The following is a 20,983-nucleotide window of genomic DNA, read 5'->3' on the forward strand; positions in this document are numbered from 1 at the left end:
CGCACCCACCCAACGGATGCGATCAAAATTCTCCTGGCTGACCTCCCCAAGCATGACCAAGGCAAAGGCCGTCGCCACCAGCCCACCCACATAACCCAGGGCCCAACCAAACCCCGAGATCCATCCCAATTCCTCGCGGGGCCCCAGCTCGGGCAGGAAACTGGCAATGAACGACTCACCGATGGCGTAGGCAAAATTCGAGCAGATGATCAGCAACATGCCCAACCACACATACCCCGGGGCCACGAAGTACAACAGCCCGGTGGTGATCACCGTCAGCACGTAGCTGGCAAACAGAAAGCGCTTGCGAACAGCGGAAAAATCCATGATTGCGCCTGCCACTGGCCCCACCACCACGACCAACAGGTAGCTCACCGCCAGGGCAATGCTCCACAGCAAATTACCCAGACGATAGTCCGTCTCAACATCGCCAACGATGACCCGCGTGAACAGATCACCGAAGATCACCGTGATGATCAGCAAGGTATAGGCCTGGTTGGCGAAGTCGAACATCGCCCAACCAAAGATTTCCTTGAAAGAGGCCCGCTTCATGGCACTCACCGCATGGGTTGCCGGGTCAGGTTAGGTGCACATCTGCCCCAACGCAACTGTCCACCCAATCCGTTGAAACACCGCCTGACGATGCCACCAGCAAGCGCCACAGGCCATCCCGAACAGCCCCCACTCATCCAGCAACCCACCATGACAACCCGGATAATGACATTTGACCAAAGCCACTGCGCGGCTGAGAATGCATGGACACTCCACCCACGCTTGAGGACCATCATGAAAAGAAATCCCCTTGTGCAACGCCTGATCGCCCTGGTCTGCATCGTCGCCCTGCTGGCGGCCGGCACTGCGCCCCTGCACGCCTCCATGGTGGGAACGGATCAACTCATCCTGTCCGAACAGGCCCAGGTAGACCGGGAACAACTGCTGGCCACCCTGGAGCGGGATGATGTGCGCGAACAACTCTCCGCCCTGGGCGTAGACCCCAGCGAGGCCGCCCAGCGAGTGGCACGGATGACCGACCAGGAAGTCCGCGAACTGAACGAGCGCATCGAAGACATGCCTGTGGGCTCCGCCAGTGTACTGGGCGTCGTGGTACTGATCTTCATCGTCTTCATCATCACCGACGCCATCGGCGCCACCGACATCTTCCCCTTCGTGCGCCCGGTGAACTGACCCACCCCCGGTCATGACACATGACCCGAGACGATGGCTGCGGGGGTGGACCACCCCCGTGGGACTCATGTGCCTGCTGCTGGCAGTGCTGCTACTCAACGGCTGCGCCACCCCGCTGCAAACCCACGAGCTGCTGCGTGGGCCTCCCGATGAAATACCTCGTCAGGTGGAACTGGATCAGACCCCCTTCCACCCCCAGGAACTCTATCAATGCGGCCCGGCGGCCCTGGCCACCGTGCTGGGAGCCCGTGGTCTGATGGTTCAGCCCGACGACCTGGTGGATGAGGTCTACCTACCCGAACGGCAAGGCAGCCTGCAGACCGAAATGCTGGCCTCCGCAAGGGCCCGCGGATTCGTGGCCTACGTCATCGAACCCCACATGGAAACACTCCTCAAGGAAGTGGCCGCGGGCCAGCCAGTGCTGGTCTTCCAGAACCTGGGCCTCAACGTCTTCCCCTACTGGCATTACGCCGTGGTGATCGGATTCGATCTGGACGCAGAAGAGATCATCCTGCGATCAGGCACCATCCGCCGCCATGTCACGCCCATGCCCGTCTTCGAGCGCACCTGGCGTCGCGGCGACTACTGGGCCTTCGTGGTTCAGCCGCCCGGCCAATTGCCCACCACGGCCCAGCCCCTCCCCTGGCTGCGCGCGGCCAACGCTCTGGAAGCCACTGGTCAACTCGACACCGCCGCCACTGCCTACCAGACCGCCGCCCGCCACTGGCCGGAACACCCCGTGGCCTGGATCGGCCTGGGCAATACCCTGTACGCCCTCGAGGACCACACCGGCGCTGAACAGGCCTTCCGGCAACTCATCCAGACAGACCCCGAGGCCCACGCCGCCTGGAACAACCTGGCCCACGTCCTCCATGCCCGCGGCTGCGGCACCCAGGCCCTCGAGGCCGTCACCTGCGCCCTGCGAATGGCCCCCAACGAGTCCTTCTACCAGCACACCCTGGAAACCGTGACCGCATCGCCCGATGCCCAGCCCCAGGACAACGCCTGCCTCCCTCTGATCTGCCCCACCGAAGCCCGCCAATAACGCTCATGCATCACGGAGGCGAGTCAGTCCGGGTGATGACATGTACATTCCAAGCCCCTCTCCCCCGTGGGGAGAGGGGTTGGGGTGAGGGGCGAGGACCGGCACAGCGCCCGCTTCCCCCCTCATCCCCGGCCCTTCTCCCCAGAAGGGAGAAGGGCGCGTCTGTAACCGAAGACCCACCACAAAACCCACAGGGAGCGCCCCGCGGAGGCCACATGAACCAAAAGCCTCCGGGTGGGTGGAGCCCCCCCCCGGGGGTGTTCACCTCATGGATGCGGTGGCCAAGCCTACAGGGATGTATTCACAGCGTCCCCCGGGGGCTCCACCCACCCGGAGGCTCAGCACAGAACTTACAGAGGGCACCCAAACTCAAGCCCCATACCAAAGAATCGCGAAATAATGACAAACCGTCCCCGCGATCACGAACAGATGCCAGATGAAATGGGCATAAGGCACACGCTGATCCAGCGCATAGAAAACCACGCCACCGGTATAAGCCAATCCACCAGCCACCAGCCAGATCAAACCCGGCGTGGGCATCAGCTTGAAGAGAGGCACGATGGCAATCACCACCAACCAGCCCATGAGCAGATACAACCCCGTGGACAGAAAGGGGTGAGACAGACTATTGAACACCTTCAGCAACACCCCCAGCCCCGCCAGACCCCAGACCAGGCCGAACAATGTCCAACCCCAGGGCCCACCCAGAACGCCGAGAGTCAAGGGCGTATAGGTGCCGGCAATCATCAAAAAGATCACCGAGTGATCCACTACCCGGAAGGCCCGCTTCACCCGACCATGAGGCATGGCGTGGTAAAGAGTGGAAGACAGATAGAGAACCACCATGGTGGCCGAAAACACACTCGCCCCGACCACAAAACCTGCACTCCCCGAACGCACCGCCTCCAGAATCAGGAACGGAATCCCCACAATCACCGCCACCAGGGCAAGCCCATGGCTCACGCTATTGGCGATTTCCTCTCCCATTGTCTGACGACGCCGGTGCAGGGTTGTCGAGGCAGCACTCATGGATGTCACCCTCCTCATTGACGGCAAACGCAGAAACGGTTCCAGGCCGCCCTTGACGATACCGCCACCGGCCCCGATTCGCAATTGAGAGCCAACACCACTATCATGGGCGGCTGACAACATCTCTCTTGCCTGTCCACGATCCTGCGTGGGCTCCCCAAGGAGCCACGCCACCCCGGCCTCCCGCCGGGCCTCACGGACAGGCCACGGCGCTCGCCCGGAGCACCAGGCCGACCCCACGGTCGGTCACCCATTCAACCAAGCCAGGAGATCCGATGTCTGCTCTTATCTGCGGTTCGTACGCCTACGACACCATCATGGTCTTTCCCGACCGTTTCAAGAACCACATCCTTCCCGAAAAGGTCCACATGATCAACGTGTCCTTTCTGGTACCCGGGATGCGTCGGGAATTCGGCGGCTGCGCCGGCAACATCGCCTACAACCTGAAGCTCCTGGGCGGCGACCCCTTGCCCATGGCCACCGTTGGCGCTGACTTTGATCCCTATGCCGAGTGGATGGACAAGTGCGGCATTACCCAGAAACACATCACTGTCGTCCCTGAGCACTACACCGGGCAGGCCTTCATCACCACGGACCAGGACGACAACCAGATCACCGCCTTCCACCCAGGCGCCATGGGCGAATCCCATCGCAACAAGGTGAGCGACGCCAGCGGCGTGAAGATCGGCATCGTCTCCCCCGATGGCCGCGACGGCATGATCCAGCACGCCGAGCAGTTCGTGGAAGCCGGCATCCCGTTCATCTTCGATCCGGGCCAGGGCATGCCCATGTTCGACGGCAACGACCTGCGCCGCTTTGTGGAACAGGCCACCTACGTCACCCTGAACGACTACGAGGCTCAGTTGATGAGCGAGCGTACTGGCTGGAGCCATGAGGAACTGGCCACCCACGTGGACACCCTCATCATCACCCGCGGCGGCGAGGGGTCCGACATCTACACCCAGAACGGCAAGATCCACGTGCCGGCAGCCCCCATCAAGGGCATTGAAGACCCGACCGGCTGCGGCGACGCCTATCGCGCCGGCCTGCTGTGGGGTCTGACGAACGACCTGGACTGGGAAACCACCGGTCGCATCGCATCCCTGATGGGCGCCATCAAGATCGAACAGGTGGGCCCGCAGAACCATGCACCCAGCCGCGCTGACATCGAGGCCCGCTTCAAGGAAGCCTTCGGTCGGGAGATGTAAGCCAACCTCCCTCCCCTCTCCCGCCAGCGGGAGAGGGGCTATTGTCCACCCTTGCCACCTCACACAAAGGGCTACGCGCTGAGTTGCAGCACCAGCGTCGCCACCCCGAAATAGACCAGGATACCCCCCACGTCCGCAATGGACGTGACCAGCGGCGCGCTGGCAGTGGCCGGATCCATGTTGAGTCGAGTCAGCAGCAGGGGCAACATGAGCCCCAGCATGCTACCGACGATCACCACCAGCACCATCGCGATCGCCACCGCCAGACCCACCTGGGGCCCACCGAGCCAGATGCCCGCCCCCCAGACCGCCAGGCCCAGAGTGCCCCCCAAGGCAATGGAGACAAACAACTCCTTGCCCCACAGCTTCAGGCCATCCCTGAGTTGCACGTCCCCGGTGGCCAGCGAACGCACCATCAGTGTTGATGCCTGAGTGCCCGCATTCCCCCCTGTGGCAATGACCAGCGGGAGGAAAAAGACCAGCGCCACCACCGTCTCGATGGCCTGTTCAAAGAGTGAGATCGCCGCGCCACTGACCATATTCACAAAGATCAGGATCAGCAGCCAGCCAACCCGCTTGCGATAAAGCACCCCCAGCGCCACGTCCCTGAGGCTGGTGACCGTGGACCCCACGCCCACACTCCCCATGCGCAGAAAGTCCTCCGTGGTCTCCTCGGTCGCCACATCCATGACATCGTCCACGGTGATGATGCCGACGAGGATGTCCCGTTCGTCCACGACCGGCAAAACCTCCAGGTCATAATGACGAATCAGACTGGCGGCCTTCTCCTGGTCCATGCGGGTCTGGGCGCGCACCACATCCTCGCGCAGCAGTGTATCCACTCGACGCCGCGGAGAACCCACCAGCAACTCCTTGAGTTTCACGGCCCCCAGCAACCGCCCTTCCCCATCGGTGACGAACACCACATTGACGGTCTCGCTCGCCTCGAACTCACGGCGCAAGTGATCCAGGGCCTGCTCCAGGGTCCAATGGGGGCGAACCGCAAGAAACCCCGGCGTCATGCGCCGCCCGGCACTTTCCTCCGGATAGGCCAGCAGGCTCTTGATCACCCACTGATGCCGATCCGGCAACAGATCCATCACCTCCCGGGCACGATCATCCGGAAGGCTGTCGATCAACGCAGCCGTATCGTCATAGGAAGAGCGCCTGAGCAGCTGCGACGTCTCCTCGTCAGTCAGATCCTGAAGAATGCGCTGCTCCTGCTCCTGAGTCAGATAGGAAAAAACGTCCGGGGCACGGTCATCCGGCAACAGCCGGATCAGCACACCCCAGGCCTCCGGTTCCAGATGCGCCGTCAACGCCGCCAGGTCCTGATCCTGCAACGCGTCCAGCATCGTGCCCAGGGCCTCCGGATCCGGATTTTCCAGGTGCGCCTTGAAGACATCCGGGCTGATGGTTTCTATCATGTCCACGTACCTGCTCCTCAACTAGCGCGGCAGTCCCAGCATTGCCGCCGCCAAACCGAAATAAATCGTGATACCGGCCACATCAGCGATGGACGTGACCAGCGGAGCACTGGCGGTGGCAGGATCCAGTCGCAGGCGAGACAGGATGAACGGCAGGATCATCCCGACCATGCTGCCCACCATGACAATCAAGAGCATGGCCAACGAGAGCATCAGAGCGATCTCCGGCCCACCGCGCCAGAGCCCCAGCAGGGAGACGGTGGCGCCCATGGTCAGACCCAGTGCCCCGGCCACGGCCAACTCCCGCCCCCAGAGACGCAGCCAATCGCCTGGCCTGGCATCTCCGGTTGCCAGGGAACGCACCATCAGGGTGGAGGACTGTGCCCCGGCGTTACCCCCACCTGCAATCACCAAAGGCAGGAAGAACACCAGCAATACCAACGCTTCAATGGACTGCTCATACCCGGCGATGATGTAACCCCCCAGAATGTTCAGGCCCACGAGGATGAGCAGCCAGCCCACCCGCTTGCGGTACAACAACCATGGTCGGGCATCGCGCAGACTGAGGTTCAGAGCCCCGACGCTTCCCATCTTCTGGAAATCCTCGGTGGTTTCCTCTTCCTCCACGTCCAGCACATCATCCACGGTGATGATACCCAGCAGCTCGCCATCCTCATCCACCACCGGCAGGGCCGGCAGGTCGTAGTGACGCATGATGTGCAGGGCCTCTTCCTGAGGCTGTTGGGCGTCGATGGAGATGACGTTGCGGGTCATCAAGCCAGAGACCAGAGTCTCTGTCTGCTGCTTGAGAAAATGCTTCAGGGCCAGCACGCCCTGCAGCACCCCCTCGTCATCGGTCACGTACACCAGGTTGACCGTCTCGCCCCGCCCGGCCTGCACACGCAGATGATCCAGGGCCCGGGCCATGGTCCATTCAGGGCGCACGCTGACCACGGCCGTGGTCATCAGACGTCCGCAACTGTCCTCGGGATAGCCGAGCAGGCTGAGTGCCCGACGGATGGAACGAAAGGGCAGCAAACGCAATAACTTGCGCACCTGGTCCCGGTCCAGATCCTCCAGCAAGGCCGTCAAATCGTCCGGTAGCATCTCCGAGAGCAGATAGCGCCCCTCGTCCACGGACACCTGCTTGATCAACTGCAGCTGATGATGGGGGTCCAGATAGGAAAACACATCCACCCGACGACCGGGCGGCAGCAGACGAAACACCTCCCGGCGGGGGTCGGGCTCCAGCTCCATGAGCACATGGGCAATATCCTGTATGCGCATCTCGTCCAGGCGCTCGCGCACGCCGGCAAGATCCCCCTCCTCCAGGTATTCCTGGACTTGCTCCAGGTCTCGTTCGTGCAGAAATTCCATAAGGCGGCCCCAGGATCAAAGGCGCATGACACGCATCATGCGCCTGCCATTATGTCACTTGTTTTTTTCGATGAAATGGCTCCGGCGACAGACAATCAACCGCCTTGCAGACAGGCCAGCAAGTCTGCCATATCCTGCGGCAGGGGTGCTTCCCAGGAGACCGTATCGCCGTTGCCAGGATGCACCAGGGTCAGACGGGTGGCATGCAGGGCCTGACGACGGAAGCCCTGGATCGTCTCGATGGCGCCGTCAGGCAGTCCGGCGGGCAGCCGAAGTCGTCCACCGTAAACCGGGTCTCCCACGATGGGGTGGCGCAGGTGGGCCATGTGTACGCGGATCTGGTGGGTACGGCCGGTTTCCAGGCCCACACGCAACAGAGTGAAGCCCTCCAGCCGCTCTTCCACTCGATAATGGGTGACTGCAGGTCGCCCCCCACTCACCACGGCCATGCGCTTGCGATCCACCGGGTGACGGCCGATGGGCTCATCCACCGTGCCACCGGCCACCATTTCACCCTGAACCAGCGCCAGATATTCCCGACCCACCGTGCGTGCCTGCAACTGGCGCACCAGGTCAGTATGGGCCTCCAGGGTGCGGGCCACCACCAGCAGACCCGAGGTGTCCTTGTCCAGGCGATGAACAATGCCGGCCCGGGGCAGATGCGTCAGCTCCGGCGCATGATGCAACAGGGCATTCACCAGGGTGCCCCTTGGATGGCCGGCCGCAGGATGTACCACCAACCCCACGGGCTTGTGGATCACGATCAGGCAATCGTCCTCATGGACGATCTCCAGGGGCAGATCCTGAGGGGCGTCCTCTCCCGGCGCGTCCAGACAGGCGCGCACCTCCACCAAGGCGCCTTCGGCGGCCTTATCACGGATACGCGGTGCCACACCATCCACACGCACCCAACCCGCTTCGATCCACTGCTGGATGCGACCGCGGGAATAGTCGGTGAACAGGCGTGCCAGGACCGCATCCAGGCGTTTTCCCGCCAGATCCGTTGGGATGGTGGCGTCCAGGTGAATGGTGGTCTGGGGCATGGATTCACACATCATGTCTTGTGGGTGTCGAAGGTCCCGGGACGCACGCACTTCGATGGCTTTACCGCCCGGGTCCTTAGTATACTCCGGGGCTGATGCTTGATTCGCCGTGGCCCCCATGTCCGCTCTTCGTAATACCCTGATTCTGATTCTCCTTGCCGCCCTGATCTCCGGCTGCGGCGCCATGCGCCAGGACCCGACGCGGGACTGGTCCGCCAGCCAGCTTTACGAAGAGGCCAAGGCCGCGCTTGAGCGGGGCAATTATGACCAGGCCGTGGAACACTACGAAACCCTGGAGGCCCGGTTCCCCTTTGGTCGACACGCCCAGCAGGGGCAGCTGGAGATTGCCTACGCCTATTACAAGGCCCAGGAACCGGAAATGGCCATCGCCGCCATCGACCGATTCCTGCAGATGAACCCCCGTCACCCCCATGCGGACTACGCCTATTATCTGCGGGGCCTGACCAACTATGAACGTGACCAGAGTTTCCTGAATCGCTGGGTGCCGCAGGATCAGGCCCGCCGTGACCCGGTGCCGCTGCGCACTGCCTTCGAGGATTTTGGCACTCTTCTGCAATATTTCCCCGACAGCCGCTATGCGCAGGATTCACGCGAGCGCATGGTGCGGCTGCGCAACATGCTGGCAGCCCACGAGATGCATGTGGCCGACTTCTACATGCGCCGCGGGGCTTGGCTGGCGGCCGCTCAGCGGGGTCGATATGTGTTGGAGCATTACGACGGCTCGGGGGCCGTGCCCGACGCCCTGGAGATCATGGTTCGGGCGTACCGGGAGTTGGACATGGACGATCTGGCCGAGGATGCCCTGCGGGTGCTGAGGCAGAATTTCCCGAACAGGGCCGACGAACTGGCAGCCCTGCCACATGGGACCAGCGCACCCGTTTGACGTCGGGCGCCCGATCATCGCACAGGCACGAGGAGACAACCGGGATGTGGGATTTCTTTCAGACCGTCAGGCACCGTCATTCCATCCGCAGTTACCAGCCCGACATGCCCGTGGAGCCGGAAAAGCTGCATGCCATTCTGGAGACTGCCGTCACTGCACCTTCGGCGGGGGATCTGCAGTCCTATCGGATCATCTGCATCACGGATTCCGCACTGCGCCAGTCCCTGGTGAGCGCCGCCCATGATCAGGCCTTCATCGCCCAGGCGCCGGTGTGCCTGATGTTCTGCACGGACGCGGCACGGGCCGAGCAACAATATGGTGAGCGTGGGCGGGAGCTGTACGCGCTGCAGGATGCCACCATCGCTGCCGCCTATGCGCAACTGGCCGTAGTGGCTGCCGGGATGGGGTCCACGTGGGTGGGCTTCTTCGACGAGGACGCGGTGATCAACGCGCTCGGGCTCGAGTCCGGCCTGCGTCCGGTGGCACTGTTGTGTGTAGGATATCCGGCGGAGATCCCGGAGGCTTCCCATCGGCGCCGCCTGGATGAGGTCATGACCTACCGATAGATAGCGGGGCCGACTGGCGGGGCATCCCCCAAAATGGGGACAGACCCCTTTTCGGCTCGTTCGGGGCGGGTTTGCGGGGTCTCGTTGACGGGGGGCGGTGACTGGAGGCTTCGACCGGTGTGCACCGGGGGCGAGGTGTTGTCCGCGGGACGCCGTGAATACGTCCCTGTAGGCTTGGCCACCGCATCCATGCGGTGAACACCCGCTGACAACACCTCGCCCCCGGTGCACACCTGCATCCGTAATGGGGACAGACCCCTTTTATCGGGGTGGGGGCCGTTCCATCCGTAATGGGGACAGCCCCCTTTAATCCCTGACCCTGTAGGGGTCGTTCGCGAACGACCCGGGCGGTGTACCCGAAGTCGACGACGCCAGAGGTGACCCGGATGGCATCCAAAGGCCGCCCTCTGGCCCAGGGGGCTTACAACGCGTCGGTATTCTCCTCGCCGGTGCGGATGCGAATGGCTCGCTCCATGTCGGTGACGAAGATCTTGCCGTCGCCGATCTTGCCGGTGCGGGCGGCCTTGATGATGGCGTCCACACAGGCGTCCACCAGGCTGTCATCGACGCCGATTTCCAGTTTGACCTTGGGGATGAAGTCCACCACGTATTCGGCGCCACGATAGAGTTCGGTATGACCCTTCTGGCGCCCGAAACCCTTCACTTCCGTGGCGGTCAGCCCGGTGACGCCGATTTCCATGAGGGCTTCGCGCACGTCTTCGAGTTTGAAAGGCTTGATGATGGCTTCGATCTTTTTCATGGGTTCCGGATTCCGTTTGAGCCGCAGGATGCGCGGCGCGGTCAGGATGAAATGACAGGGGTGTTATCTTAACAGCCTGCCATAGCCGGATGTAATGGGATAGCGCCGATCCTTGCCGAAGGCCCGCGGCGTGACCCGCACACCCGGGGGGGCTTGGCGGCGTTTGTACTCATTGCGCAGGACCAGGCCGATCACCCGCCTGACCACTGCCTCGTCGTAGCCGGCATCGACAATGCGAGAGAAGGATTCATCCCGCTCCACAAAACGCTCCAGGATGGCGTCCAGGATCTCGTATGGTGGGAGGCTGTCCTCGTCGCACTGATCGGGGGCCAGTTCCGCCGAGGGGGGACGTTCAATCACCCGCTCCGGGATGGCAGGTCCACGCTGGTTGCGGTAGCGTGCCAGGCGATACACCCAGAGCTTGGCAAGATCCTTCAAAGGCGCGAAGCCCCCGGCCATATCCCCGTAGAGGGTGGCATAGCCCACGGCCATTTCACTCTTGTTGCCGGTGGTGAGCAGCATGCGGCCGGTCTTGTTGGAGAAAGCCATCAGGATGGTCCCTCGACAACGGGCCTGAATGTTCTCCTCGGTGGTATCGGCGGCCAGGCCGGCAAACGCCTCCGACAAACCACCCATGAAGGCTTCCACCATGGGCGCGATGGGAATCTCCCGAAAGCGCACACCCAGCAGCTTTGCCTGGGCCGCGGCATCCTCCCGGCTCATGCCGGCGGTATAGTGATAGGGCATCATGATGGCTTCCACTGCGTCCGGCCCCAGGGCATCCACGGCAATACATAGCGTCAGGGCCGAGTCGATCCCGCCGGACAGGCCCAGCACGGCCCCCTTGAAACCATTCTTGTTCACGTAGTCACGCACCCCCAGCACCAGGGCGTCGTAGAGGCTGGCTTCAGGCGGCTGGGGAGGCGCCACGATCCCACCGGAAAATCTGATATTTCCGGCATCGTGCTGCACCTCCAGCAGGTACACGCCCTCCTGCCAGGGAGGGGCGCACAAGCGCAAGCTGCCCTCGGCATCCACCGCCATGGAATGGCCGTCGAACACCAGTTCGTCCTGCCCGCCCACCAGGTTCAGATAGGCGATGGGCAGCCCGGTCTCGGCCACCCGCGTACGCAGCACCTCCAGACGCTCCTGGTGTTTATCCCGATGGAAGGGCGAGGCATTGATGTTGAGGATGAGCCGCGCGCCAGCCTGCCGGGCCCGCTGGGCCGGCTCCGGCTGCCAGATATCCTCGCAGACGGTGACGCCCATGGGCAGTCCACCCACTTCCACCACGCAGGCTTCATCACCGGGACGGAAATAACGTTTTTCATCGAAGACGCTGTAGTTGGGGAGGACCTGCTTGTCGTAACGGGCCAGCACCTGACCATCCCGCAGCCATACTGCCGCATTGCATAGGCCGCCGCGGTCGCGAAGCGGTGCCCCCAACAGGACATCGATACCCCGTACCTGGGCGGCCACCTCATCCAGGGCCTGCACAACTCGGTCCAGCAGGCTGCCGCGCATGAGCAGGTCTTCCGGTGGGTAGCCGGTCAGGGCCAACTCGGGGAACAGAACCAACTGAGCCTCATGGCGGTCGCGGGCCTGGCAAGCGGCCTGGATGATTCGCTCGGCGTTGCCTTCAACGTCGCCCACCATGAGGTTCATCTGGGCCAAGGCGATCTTCACGGTCTGAGTCATGGAATCAATGCGGTCTCTATACAGAAAAGGGCCCGGGACCGGCGACGGCAAACGTCGCCCGGACCCGGGCCCGGGTCATGTCGGGATGCGATGCCCTCAGCCCAGCAATTCCTTGAGGCGCTGGCCCATGTCGGCGGGAGAATGGACCACGGCCACGCCAGCCGCCTGCAGGGCCGCAAATTTCTGGTCTGCCGTACCCTGGCCCCCGGAGATAATGGCCCCGGCATGGCCCATGCGCCGCCCCGGCGGGGCCGTCACGCCGGCGATGTAGGCAACCACGGGCTTGCTGACGTGTTTCTGGATATAGGCGGCGGCCTCTTCCTCGGCGGTGCCACCGATCTCGCCCACCATGATGATGCCCTCGGTCTGAGGGTCCTGCTCGAACAGTTCCAGACAGTCCACGAAGTTCATGCCATGGATGGGGTCGCCGCCAATGCCCACGCAGGTACTCTGCCCCAGGCCAGCGTCGGTGGTCTGTTTCACGGCCTCGTAGGTCAGGGTACCGGAGCGAGAGACGATACCCACCCGGCCGGGCTCGTGAATATGCCCCGGCATGATGCCGATCTTGCAGGCCCCCGGGGTGATCACGCCCGGACAATTGGGGCCGATGAGGCGCACTGAACTGCCCGCCAGGGCCGCTCGAACGCGAAGCATGTCCAGCACCGGAATGCCTTCGGTGATGCAGACGATGACCTGGATGCCCGCATCCGCTGCTTCCAGGATGGCGTCTGCCGCGAAGGCAGCCGGCACGTAGATCATGGTGGCCTGGGCGCCCGCCTCTGTGACCGCATCATGCACGGTGTCAAAAACGGGCAGTTCCAGGTGAGTCTGCCCCCCCTTACCCGGGGTGACCCCTCCCACCATGCAGGTCCCATAGGCGATGGCCTGCTCCGAATGGAAAGTGCCCTGCTTGCCGGTAAAGCCCTGGCAGATGACGCGGGTGTTCTTGTCGATCAGGATGCTCATAAAAAGTCCGTGTCCGCCCTTGTGAGTCTGGCTGATTCGTCGGGATGGGAGTGATCCGGTCAGGCCTCGGAGGCCGCCTTGACCACCTGCTGGGCGCCCTCGGTCAGGCTGGGTGCGGTGATGATGTTGAAGCCACTGTCCGCCAGGAGTTGGCGCCCCTGTTCCACGTTGGTGCCTTCCAGCCGCACCACCACCGGGACGGTGATATGCACTTCCTTGACCGCCGCGATGATCCCCTCGGCAATCAGATCGCAGCGCACGATACCGCCGAAGATGTTCACGAACACCGCCTTCACCGCATCATCGGAGAGGATCAGCTTGAAGGCCTCGGCCACCCGCGCCGCGGTGGTGCCGCCTCCCACGTCCAGGAAATTGGCAGGCTCGCCCCCATGGAGCTTGATCAGGTCCATGGTGGCCATGGCCAGGCCGGCGCCGTTGACCATGCAGCCGATGTTGCCATCCAGTCGCACGTAGTTCAGTTCGTGTTCCCGTGCCTGGGCCTCGCGTGCCTCCTCCTGGGAGATGTCGCGCATGTCTGCCAGAGCCGGGCGACGGTACAGGGCGTTGTCGTCGATGTTCACCTTGGCGTCCAGGGCGATGAGCTCGCCGTTGCCGGTGACCACCAGGGGGTTGACCTCCACCAGACTGGCGTCACTATCGACGAAGAGCTGATACAGCCGGGTGAGCAGCTTCACGAAGGCCCCCACCTGCTTGCCCTCCAGGCCCAGGGCGAAGGCGGCGCGACGCCCCTGGTAGGGCATGATGCCGGCGGCCGGATCGACAAACTGGGTAAGCAGTCTTTCAGGGGTCTTGGCGGCCACCTCCTCGATATCCATGCCCCCGGCGGCGGAGACCATCACCGCCACCCTGCGGGTGCCACGATCCACCAGCAGGCTCACGTAGAGCTCCCGCTGGATATCGGTAAGGGACTCCATCAACAAGGTATTGACCGGCAGACCTTCGGGGCCGGTCTGGTGGGTCACCAGGGTGGTCCCCAGCAGATCCGACACGGCCGCCAGCAACTCGCCGCGCCCCCGCACCCGCTTGACCCCACCGGCCTTGCCCCGGCCACCCGCATGAACCTGGGCCTTGACCACCCAGGCATCACCGCCCAGTTGCTCCATGGCCTCGTCCACATCCTCGGGACGCTGAATGGGGATCCCCTCGGGCACGGGGATCTGGTGTTCTCTGAACAGGGTCTTGGCCTGAAATTCGTGAAGGTTCATGGATCCTGAGTATCAAAGGGGTGAATTTCGCCGGCGGGTCGCCCGACACATCAAGGGTCAGACCCGGAATGGCTGATCACATACTCACTGCCGACGCCTTTTATGTAGTACCTTTTTATACACCACTCAAACCCGAATCACCGTACCCATGAACATCCTGTTCCTGATTGCCGCCTTCGTACTGGTCTTCATGGTGGTCCGACTGCTGCTTAAAACACCGGACGTGAAACGCCCCAAGCACCCACAGCAAGTGAGTTCCGGTCACATGCTGCGTTGTGAGTACTGTGGCCTGCATGTACCGGAGAATGAAGCGGTGAAGGAAGGCCCGCGGGCCTTCTGCTCCAACGATCACCGGGATCTGGCACTTGCTCAAGAGTCTACACGAGAATAACACGCGTCGCGGCATGACTCCCCTCGCCCTGCCGCCCCCGCCTGACGGGGCATGAAGCTCTTCGGCCTGTCCCGTTCTGGCTGGACACGGCGCCCCATGGACGATGTCTGGCGGGCGCTCCGACTGTTCAGCCTGTATCGGTTCTTTGTTGCCGGGATGCTGGTGGCTCTGGTGGTGCTGGGCACCGGCCCGGAAACCCTGGGGCAGTCCCACCCGCGCCTGTTTCTGCTGTGCGCGTCCCTATACCTGGTGCTGAGCTTCGGATTCGGCACGGCGGCGCGATTGTACACGCCCTCGGCGGAGATCCAGGTCTACACCCAGGCCATCACCGATACCCTGTGCATCACCCTGCTCATGTACGCCAGCGGCGGCGTGAGCAGCGGCCTGGGCATGCTCACCATTCCGGCCATGGTCGGACTGAGTGTGCTGGCCCCGGGACGCCCGGCGCTGTTCTTTGCGGCGCTGGGCTCCATCGCTCTGCTGCTGGCGCAGATACACGGCTATCTGGTCGACCCCACCCGGGACGCGGCGCTGACCCAGACGGGGCTGCTGGGTGCTGCCCTGTTCGCCACGGCCCTGCTGGGGCTGGTGCTGTCCCGCCGGGTGCGGGAGAGCGAGGCGCGGGCGGAGCGTCACAGTGTGGACCTGGCCAACATGGCCGAACTCAATGCCCACATCATCGAGCGCATGCAATCAGGTGTCATCGTCGTGAATGACACCGGCCATGTGCATCTGATCAACGAAGCGGCCTGGGGGTTGCTGGGCAATCCCAGCCCCGACAACCCCAGCGACCTTGAGAAGATATCCCCACAGATCGAGACTGCCCTGCAAGACTGGCTGGCAAAGCCAGGTGCCCAAAGTCATCAAACCCTGGAGGCAGGGGCTTACGGGCCGGAGTTGCGGGTACGATTTACCCGACTGGGGGTGGATCGTGCCGTGGGGACCCTGATTTTTCTGGAGGATACCGCCGAACTGCATCGGCAGATGCAGGCCATCAAGCTGGCCTCACTGGGCCGCCTGACCGCCAGTATTGCCCACGAGATCCGCAACCCCCTGGGGGCCATCAGCCATGCGGCCCAACTACTGGGAGAATCGGAATCCCTGGACCCGGCAGATCGCCGCCTGGCAGGGATCATCCAGGATCAGAGCCAGCGCATGAACGCGCTGATCCAGAACATCCTCGGCCTCTCCCGGCAGGCTTCGCCTCGGGGGGAATCCCTGTCCCTCAAGCCCTGGCTGGAACGGTTTACGGAGGAGTTCCGGCGGCATTACCATCTGGAACCGGACCAACTACAGGTGGCCATCCGGCCCGATGATGCACGCGGGCATTTCGATCCGGAACAACTCCACCAGGTTCTGTGGAATCTGTGCGTGAATGCCTTACGCTATGGCACCCGCGCTGGCGAGCCGCCGCGCATCCGCATTCAGGGCGGCACCCAGGACATCTCCCGGCAACCCGTGGTGGACGTGATCGACGAGGGCCACGGGGTCAAGCCCGGCATCGCGCGTCAGCTCTTCGAACCCTTCGTGACGTCCGGCAACCAGGGAACCGGGCTGGGGCTATACATTGCACGGGAACTGTGCGAGAACAATGGAGGCGGACTGGAATACCTGCCCCTTCCCACCGGCGGCAGTTGTTTTCGCATCCGGTTCCCCATGCCCGAACACGCCACGACCGAACCGGCCCCTTGAGCCTCAGCCGATATCCACCCCATGGGCATCCAGCACGTATTGATCATCGACGATGAGCCGGACATCCGGGAACTCCTGGAGATCACCCTGGGCCGCATGAAACTGCATACCCGCTCTGTCGGATCGGTGCGCGACGCCAAGGCCCTGCTGGGCAGTGAGGCCTTTGATCTGTGCCTCACCGACATGCGTCTGCCCGACGGTGACGGCATCGAACTGGTGGAACACATCCAGGCCCATCACCCCTGCCTGCCGGTGGCGGTGATCACGGCCTATGGCAGCATGGACACGGCCGTACAGGCACTCAAGTCCGGTGCCTTCGACTTCGTCTCCAAACCCGTCGACCTCACCACACTGCGGGACCTGGTGAGCAGTGCCCTCAAACTCTCGGCTCCAACGGCCACTGCCCGCGTCGACCGGGCCCACGAGGCCAGCCAGGAGGACGATAACCTGCTGGGCAATGCCCCGGCCATGCTCAGGCTCAAGGCCACCATCGCCAAGCTGGCCCGCAGTCAGGCCCCCGTTTACATCCTGGGCGAGTCGGGCAGCGGCAAGGAGCGTGTGGCCCAGGAGATCCACCGGCTGGGCCCCCGGGCCGAACGCCCCCTGGTGCCCGTCAACTGTGGCGCCATCCCCGCCGAGCTCATGGAGAGTGAATTCTTCGGGCATATCAAGGGCAGCTTCACCGGAGCGGTCACCGACAAGCAGGGCCTGTTCCAGGCCGCACAGGGAGGCACCCTGTTTCTGGACGAGGTCGCGGAACTGCCCCTGCACATGCAGGTGAAACTGCTGCGCGCCATCCAGGAACGGGCCATCAAGCCGGTAGGCGCGGCCCGCGAGATCGCCGTGGATGTACGCATCCTCTCGGCCTCCCACAAGGATCTGGCCACCGAGGTGGAAAACGGCCGCTTTCGCCAGGACCTGTATTACCGCCTCAATGTCATCGAGCTCAAGGTACCCAGCCTGCGCGATCGGCTTGAAGATCTGCCCCGGCTGGCCGACTACATCCTTGGGCGGTTGGCCGAGCGCTGGGGGGAATCCCCCAGGCGCCTGAGTGGGGCAGCCATGACCCAGTTGGCCGGTTATCACTATCCGGGCAATGTGCGGGAGCTGGAAAACATCCTGGAGCGAGCCGCCACGCTGTGCGACGGGGATCTCATCCAGGCAGAAGACCTGCAACTCCCCCGGGCCGCGGAACCACCCGCCCCGGCAGCGGACACCGGTCGGCTGCCACTGGAGGAACGCCTGGCCCATGAGGAAAAACGGGTGATTCTGGAGGCCCTGGAGGCGGTCGGCGGCGATCGAGAGAAAACAGCGCAAAGGCTTGGGCTAAGCATGCGCCAACTGAGTTTTCGATTACACCGACTGGGTCTGAAGACCCCCTGACACCACGGTGAGCGGTATCGTGAAATGACGTCAACGGGGAATGCCCATATACTCATAACGGATCAAGACAGGTCCACAGGCGGCGCGGGGCTTGAGCCTGGCGTCCTTTACCCCGAGACTACCCCCTTGCAACCCTCTGCCTGAACGGTCGCCCATGTCCACACCAGCCAGTTCCATCCCCCTGAGCGGCCTTGCCCGCAGGCTTGTCCAGGATGGCCAGCTCAACGAGGCAGACGCCAACCGGGCTCTGGAGCAGTCGCGCAAGAAGCGTGTGCCGCTGGTGGCTTACCTGGTGGACGAGAACCTGGTCCAGGCCCGCGGCCTGGCACAGTCTGCCTGCGAGGAGTTTGGCACCCCGCTATTCGACCTGGACACCCTGGATCGGGATCATCTGCCCAAGAACCTCATGGATGAAAAGCTGGTCCGCCAGCATCAGGCCCTGCCCCTGTACAAGCGCGGCAACCGCCTGTTCGTCGGCCTGGCCGACCCCATGAACCTCACGGCCCTGGATGAGATCAAGTTCAATACCGGCATTGCCACCGAGCCGGTGCTGGTGGAGCAGGACAAGCTGGTCAAACTGATCGAGGATGCCCTCAACGACTCCGGGGCCATGATGGAAGGCCTCATGGACGACGATCTGGACGATCTGCAAATCAAGGGTGACGAGGACGATCGGGGGCAGGATGTCTCGGAAAGCGACATCGACGACACGCCGGTGGTGCGCTTCGTCAACAAGGTATTGCTGGATGCCATCAACAAGAAGGCCTCGGACGTCCATTTCGAGCCCTATGAAAAGAATTTTCGGGTGCGCTTTCGCCTGGACGGAGTGCTCTCGGAGGTGGCCCATCCGCCCGCCAACCTGGCACCCCGCATCACTGCCCGCATCAAGGTCATGTCCCGCATGGACATCTCCGAGCGCCGCATCCCCCAGGACGGGCGCATCAAGATGCAACTCTCCAAGAACCGCGCCATCGACTTTCGCGTGAACACCTGCCCCACGCTGTATGGCGAGAAGGTGGTACTGCGTATCCTGGATCCGACCAGTGCCTTCCTGGGTATTGACGAGCTGGGCTATGAGCCGCATCAGAAGGAACTCTATCTGAATGCCCTGAGCAAGCCCTATGGCATGATCCTGGTCACCGGCCCCACCGGCTCCGGCAAGACGGTCTCCCTGTATACGGGCCTGGGCATCCTCAACACGGCGGACCGCAACATCTCCACCGCCGAGGACCCGGCCGAGATCAACATGCCCGGCGTCAATCAGGTAAACGTCAACCCCAAGGTGGGCCTCACCTTCGCCAGCGCCCTGCGGGCCTTTCTGCGTCAGGATCCGGACATCATCATGGTAGGGGAGATACGCGACCTGGAAACCGCCGAGATTGCCATCAAGGCGGCTCAAACAGGCCATCTGGTGCTGTCCACCCTGCACACCAACGATGCTCCCCAGACCCTCACCCGACTGGCCAATATGGGTGTCCCCTCCTACAACATCGCCTCCTCCATCCTGCTGATCATTGCCCAACGGCTGGGACGACGCCTGTGCAATCATTGCAAAACGCCCCACGATGTACCCAACGACGTGCTGCTGGAGGAGGGATTTACCGAACAGGAGGTCAAGGAGGGCATCAAGCTGTTCAAGCCAGTGGGATGCGATCGCTGCACCCTGGGTTACAAGGGTCGCGTCGGGATCTACCAGGTGCTGCCCATCTCCGAAGGCATGCAGCGACTGATCCTGGAAGGGGGGAATGCCATGCAGCTGGCCGAACAGGCTGATAAGGAAGGCGTCCCGGACCTGCGCCGCTCAGGACTGCTCAAGGTCAAGGCCGGCATCACCAGCCTTGAAGAAATCAACCGCATCACCAAGGATTAAGCCATGGCCGAGACAATGACCGTGTTTGTCTGGGAAGGCGTGGACAAGAAGGGAGCCCGGGTCAAGGGAGAGACCACGGCCATCAATGAGAACCTGGCCAAGGCAGATCTGCGCCGCCAGGGCATCAATCCCCTCAAGGTCCGCAAGAAGCCCAAGCCCCTGTTCGGGGGCAAGAAGAAAATCACGCCCAAGGACATTGCCGTGTTCCTGCGACAGATGTCCACCATGATGAGCGCCGGCGTGCCGCTGGTGCAGGCCTTCGAGATCGTGGGCCGGGGCCACGAAAACCCCTCCATGCAGGAACTCATCCTGCGCATCAAGGCAGACGTGGAGGGGGGCTCCACCTTCGCCAGCGCCCTGGCCAAGCATCCGCTCCAGTTCGACAACCTGGTGGTCAACCTGGTGGGCGCCGGTGAACAATCGGGAGCCCTGGAGACGCTGCTGGACCGCATCGCCACCTACAAGGAGAAGACCGAGTCGCTCAAGGCCAAGATCAAGAAGGCCATGTTCTACCCGGCAGCGGTCATCGTGGTGGCTTTCATCGTCACGGCCATTCTGCTGATCTTCGTGGTACCTCAGTTCCAGGATCTCTTCCAGGGCTTCGGCGCCGACCTCCCCGTGTTCACCCAGTTCGTGATCGGCATTTCCGATTTCTTCCAGAATTACTGGTGGGGAATTTTCGGAGGGATTGCCCTGGCGGTATTCGCCTTCGTCCAGGGTAAGCGACGATCTCCCGGCTTCAGGCGCCAACTGGACCTGTGGTCCCTGAAGATTCCGGTGGTTGGGGAACTGCTGCGCAAGGCCTCCATTGCCCGCTTTGCCCGCACCTTGTCCACCATGTTCTCTGCCGGTGTGCCGCTGGTGGAGGCCATGCAATCGGTGGCAGGGGCCACAGGCAATGCCCTCTATTACGAGGCCACGATGCGCATGCGTGACGAAACGGCCGGGGGTACCCAACTGCAACAGGCCATGCGCAACACCGGGGTCTTCCCCAACATGGTGGTGCAGATGGTAGCCATCGGCGAGGAATCAGGCTCCCTGGATGAGATGCTCGGTAAGGTGGCCGACTTCTACGAGGAGGAAGTGGACAACATGGTCGACGGCCTTTCCAGCCTCATGGAGCCCATGATCATGGCCTTCCTGGGTGTCGTGGTGGGCGGTCTCGTGATCGCCATGTATCTGCCCATCTTCCAGCTGGGGGCCGTGGTGTGAT

The 20,983-nt window shown here is 63.0% G+C and carries 19 protein-coding genes; 10 read left to right on the forward strand and 9 right to left on the reverse strand.

Going from position 1 to position 20,983, the window contains the following annotated elements:
• Window positions 1-552: MFS transporter (locus LPW29_RS02765; RefSeq protein ID WP_238626737.1), on the reverse strand; the 552-nt coding region annotated here is incomplete at its 3' end.
• A gap of 234 nt (window positions 553-786) precedes the next feature.
• On the opposite strand from LPW29_RS02765, the gene LPW29_RS02770 reads away from it, so the two are divergent.
• Together LPW29_RS02770 and LPW29_RS02775 are read left to right on the forward strand one after the other, a co-directional pair.
• Window positions 787-1,185 (forward strand): DUF6627 family protein, encoded by a 399-nt coding sequence (locus LPW29_RS02770; RefSeq protein WP_238626739.1) that lies wholly within the window; start codon window positions 787-789, stop codon window positions 1,183-1,185.
• 67 nt (window positions 1,186-1,252) lie between these two features.
• Window positions 1,253-2,230, forward strand: coding sequence for a PA2778 family cysteine peptidase (locus tag LPW29_RS02775; protein WP_238626833.1), 978 nt, complete (start codon window positions 1,253-1,255; stop codon window positions 2,228-2,230).
• Between the two features lie 369 nt (window positions 2,231-2,599).
• Here LPW29_RS02775 and trhA read toward each other — a convergent pair whose 3' ends face one another.
• Entirely contained in the window at window positions 2,600-3,259 is a 660-nt protein-coding gene (gene trhA / locus LPW29_RS02780; protein ID WP_238626741.1) for a PAQR family membrane homeostasis protein TrhA, read from the reverse strand.
• A 275-nt stretch (window positions 3,260-3,534) separates the two neighbouring features.
• Between trhA and LPW29_RS02785 the strand changes: the two genes are divergently transcribed.
• Window positions 3,535-4,467 carry a carbohydrate kinase family protein gene (locus LPW29_RS02785; protein WP_090250889.1) on the forward strand — a complete coding sequence of 311 codons (933 nt, stop codon included), beginning with the start codon at window positions 3,535-3,537 and terminating at the stop codon, window positions 4,465-4,467.
• 71 nt (window positions 4,468-4,538) lie between these two features.
• Here LPW29_RS02785 and mgtE (LPW29_RS02790) read toward each other — a convergent pair whose 3' ends face one another.
• The 3 genes from mgtE (LPW29_RS02790) to rluD form a co-directional block, all read right to left on the reverse strand.
• Window positions 4,539-5,894 carry a magnesium transporter gene (mgtE, locus tag LPW29_RS02790; RefSeq protein ID WP_238626742.1) on the reverse strand — a complete coding sequence of 452 codons (1,356 nt, stop codon included), beginning with the start codon at window positions 5,892-5,894 and terminating at the stop codon, window positions 4,539-4,541.
• A gap of 21 nt (window positions 5,895-5,915) precedes the next feature.
• Window positions 5,916-7,271, reverse strand: a complete 1,356-nt coding sequence (gene mgtE / locus LPW29_RS02795; protein ID WP_238626743.1) for a magnesium transporter — start codon at window positions 7,269-7,271, stop codon at window positions 5,916-5,918.
• Window positions 7,272-7,366: 95 nt separating this feature from the next.
• A complete protein-coding gene (gene rluD, locus LPW29_RS02800) occupies window positions 7,367-8,314 on the reverse strand; it encodes a 23S rRNA pseudouridine(1911/1915/1917) synthase RluD (RefSeq protein WP_238626745.1) in 948 nt (315 codons plus the stop codon).
• 118 nt (window positions 8,315-8,432) lie between these two features.
• Between rluD and LPW29_RS02805 the strand changes: the two genes are divergently transcribed.
• Complete coding sequence (locus LPW29_RS02805) at window positions 8,433-9,218, forward strand: outer membrane protein assembly factor BamD (RefSeq protein ID WP_090250882.1); 786 nt, start codon at window positions 8,433-8,435, stop codon at window positions 9,216-9,218.
• A 44-nt stretch (window positions 9,219-9,262) separates the two neighbouring features.
• Window positions 9,263-9,784, forward strand: a complete 522-nt coding sequence (locus LPW29_RS02810; RefSeq protein WP_238626746.1) for a nitroreductase family protein — start codon at window positions 9,263-9,265, stop codon at window positions 9,782-9,784.
• Between the two features lie 421 nt (window positions 9,785-10,205).
• On the opposite strand, the gene LPW29_RS02815 is transcribed toward LPW29_RS02810, so the two are convergent.
• The 4 genes from LPW29_RS02815 to sucC form a co-directional block, all read right to left on the reverse strand.
• Entirely contained in the window at window positions 10,206-10,544 is a 339-nt protein-coding gene (locus tag LPW29_RS02815) for a P-II family nitrogen regulator (protein WP_090250878.1), read from the reverse strand.
• A gap of 63 nt (window positions 10,545-10,607) precedes the next feature.
• Window positions 10,608-12,242: an NAD+ synthase gene (locus tag LPW29_RS02820; RefSeq protein ID WP_238626748.1), complete on the reverse strand. Its 1,635-nt coding sequence runs from the start codon at window positions 12,240-12,242 to the stop codon at window positions 10,608-10,610.
• A gap of 96 nt (window positions 12,243-12,338) precedes the next feature.
• Window positions 12,339-13,208: a succinate--CoA ligase subunit alpha gene (gene sucD, locus LPW29_RS02825; RefSeq protein ID WP_238626750.1), complete on the reverse strand. Its 870-nt coding sequence runs from the start codon at window positions 13,206-13,208 to the stop codon at window positions 12,339-12,341.
• A gap of 59 nt (window positions 13,209-13,267) precedes the next feature.
• Window positions 13,268-14,434: an ADP-forming succinate--CoA ligase subunit beta gene (gene sucC / locus LPW29_RS02830; RefSeq protein ID WP_238626751.1), complete on the reverse strand. Its 1,167-nt coding sequence runs from the start codon at window positions 14,432-14,434 to the stop codon at window positions 13,268-13,270.
• Between the two features lie 148 nt (window positions 14,435-14,582).
• Between sucC and LPW29_RS02835 the strand changes: the two genes are divergently transcribed.
• The 5 genes from LPW29_RS02835 (at window position 14,583) to LPW29_RS02855 (ending at window position 20,982) form a co-directional block, all read left to right on the forward strand.
• Window positions 14,583-14,825, forward strand: a complete 243-nt coding sequence (locus LPW29_RS02835; RefSeq protein ID WP_090250867.1) for a PP0621 family protein — start codon at window positions 14,583-14,585, stop codon at window positions 14,823-14,825.
• A gap of 51 nt (window positions 14,826-14,876) precedes the next feature.
• Window positions 14,877-16,517 (forward strand): two-component system sensor histidine kinase NtrB, encoded by a 1,641-nt coding sequence (locus tag LPW29_RS02840; protein WP_238626752.1) that lies wholly within the window; start codon window positions 14,877-14,879, stop codon window positions 16,515-16,517.
• Window positions 16,518-16,538: 21 nt separating this feature from the next.
• Window positions 16,539-17,900 carry a sigma-54-dependent transcriptional regulator gene (locus tag LPW29_RS02845; RefSeq protein ID WP_238626754.1) on the forward strand — a complete coding sequence of 454 codons (1,362 nt, stop codon included), beginning with the start codon at window positions 16,539-16,541 and terminating at the stop codon, window positions 17,898-17,900.
• A 154-nt stretch (window positions 17,901-18,054) separates the two neighbouring features.
• Window positions 18,055-19,770, forward strand: a complete 1,716-nt coding sequence (pilB, locus tag LPW29_RS02850; protein ID WP_238626755.1) for a type IV-A pilus assembly ATPase PilB — start codon at window positions 18,055-18,057, stop codon at window positions 19,768-19,770.
• 3 nt (window positions 19,771-19,773) lie between these two features.
• The gene (locus tag LPW29_RS02855; RefSeq protein WP_238626757.1) at window positions 19,774-20,982 is read left to right on the forward strand and encodes a type II secretion system F family protein; all 1,209 of its coding nucleotides are present in this window, start codon (window positions 19,774-19,776) and stop codon (window positions 20,980-20,982) included.
• Window position 20,983: the final 1 nt, after the last annotated feature.

Origin of the sequence: Ectothiorhodospira sp. 9100 (assembly GCF_022227565.1) — a bacterium.
In the GTDB taxonomy this organism is placed as follows: domain Bacteria; phylum Pseudomonadota; class Gammaproteobacteria; order Ectothiorhodospirales; family Ectothiorhodospiraceae; genus Ectothiorhodospira; species Ectothiorhodospira marina.

Excerpts from the sequence above, each read along its gene's own strand:
- LPW29_RS02845 (WP_238626754.1), top strand. The coding sequence starts at position 16,539 with ATGGGCATCCAGCACGTATTGATCATCGACGATGAGCCGGACATCCGG.
- rluD (WP_238626745.1), bottom strand. The coding sequence starts at position 8,314 with ATGCCCCAGACCACCATTCACCTGGACGCCACCATCCCAACGGATCTG.
- sucC (WP_238626751.1), bottom strand. The coding sequence starts at position 14,434 with ATGAACCTTCACGAATTTCAGGCCAAGACCCTGTTCAGAGAACACCAG.
- LPW29_RS02785 (WP_090250889.1), top strand. The coding sequence starts at position 3,535 with ATGTCTGCTCTTATCTGCGGTTCGTACGCCTACGACACCATCATGGTC.
- LPW29_RS02805 (WP_090250882.1), top strand. The coding sequence starts at position 8,433 with ATGTCCGCTCTTCGTAATACCCTGATTCTGATTCTCCTTGCCGCCCTG.
- LPW29_RS02835 (WP_090250867.1), top strand. The coding sequence starts at position 14,583 with ATGAACATCCTGTTCCTGATTGCCGCCTTCGTACTGGTCTTCATGGTG.
- LPW29_RS02820 (WP_238626748.1), bottom strand. The coding sequence starts at position 12,242 with ATGACTCAGACCGTGAAGATCGCCTTGGCCCAGATGAACCTCATGGTG.
- pilB (WP_238626755.1), top strand. The coding sequence starts at position 18,055 with ATGTCCACACCAGCCAGTTCCATCCCCCTGAGCGGCCTTGCCCGCAGG.
- LPW29_RS02770 (WP_238626739.1), top strand. The coding sequence starts at position 787 with ATGAAAAGAAATCCCCTTGTGCAACGCCTGATCGCCCTGGTCTGCATC.
- LPW29_RS02775 (WP_238626833.1), top strand. The coding sequence starts at position 1,253 with ATGTGCCTGCTGCTGGCAGTGCTGCTACTCAACGGCTGCGCCACCCCG.
- LPW29_RS02855 (WP_238626757.1), top strand. The coding sequence starts at position 19,774 with ATGGCCGAGACAATGACCGTGTTTGTCTGGGAAGGCGTGGACAAGAAG.
- LPW29_RS02810 (WP_238626746.1), top strand. The coding sequence starts at position 9,263 with ATGTGGGATTTCTTTCAGACCGTCAGGCACCGTCATTCCATCCGCAGT.
- LPW29_RS02815 (WP_090250878.1), bottom strand. The coding sequence starts at position 10,544 with ATGAAAAAGATCGAAGCCATCATCAAGCCTTTCAAACTCGAAGACGTG.
- mgtE (WP_238626743.1), bottom strand. The coding sequence starts at position 7,271 with ATGGAATTTCTGCACGAACGAGACCTGGAGCAAGTCCAGGAATACCTG.
- trhA (WP_238626741.1), bottom strand. The coding sequence starts at position 3,259 with ATGAGTGCTGCCTCGACAACCCTGCACCGGCGTCGTCAGACAATGGGA.
- mgtE (WP_238626742.1), bottom strand. The coding sequence starts at position 5,894 with ATGATAGAAACCATCAGCCCGGATGTCTTCAAGGCGCACCTGGAAAAT.
- LPW29_RS02840 (WP_238626752.1), top strand. The coding sequence starts at position 14,877 with ATGAAGCTCTTCGGCCTGTCCCGTTCTGGCTGGACACGGCGCCCCATG.
- sucD (WP_238626750.1), bottom strand. The coding sequence starts at position 13,208 with ATGAGCATCCTGATCGACAAGAACACCCGCGTCATCTGCCAGGGCTTT.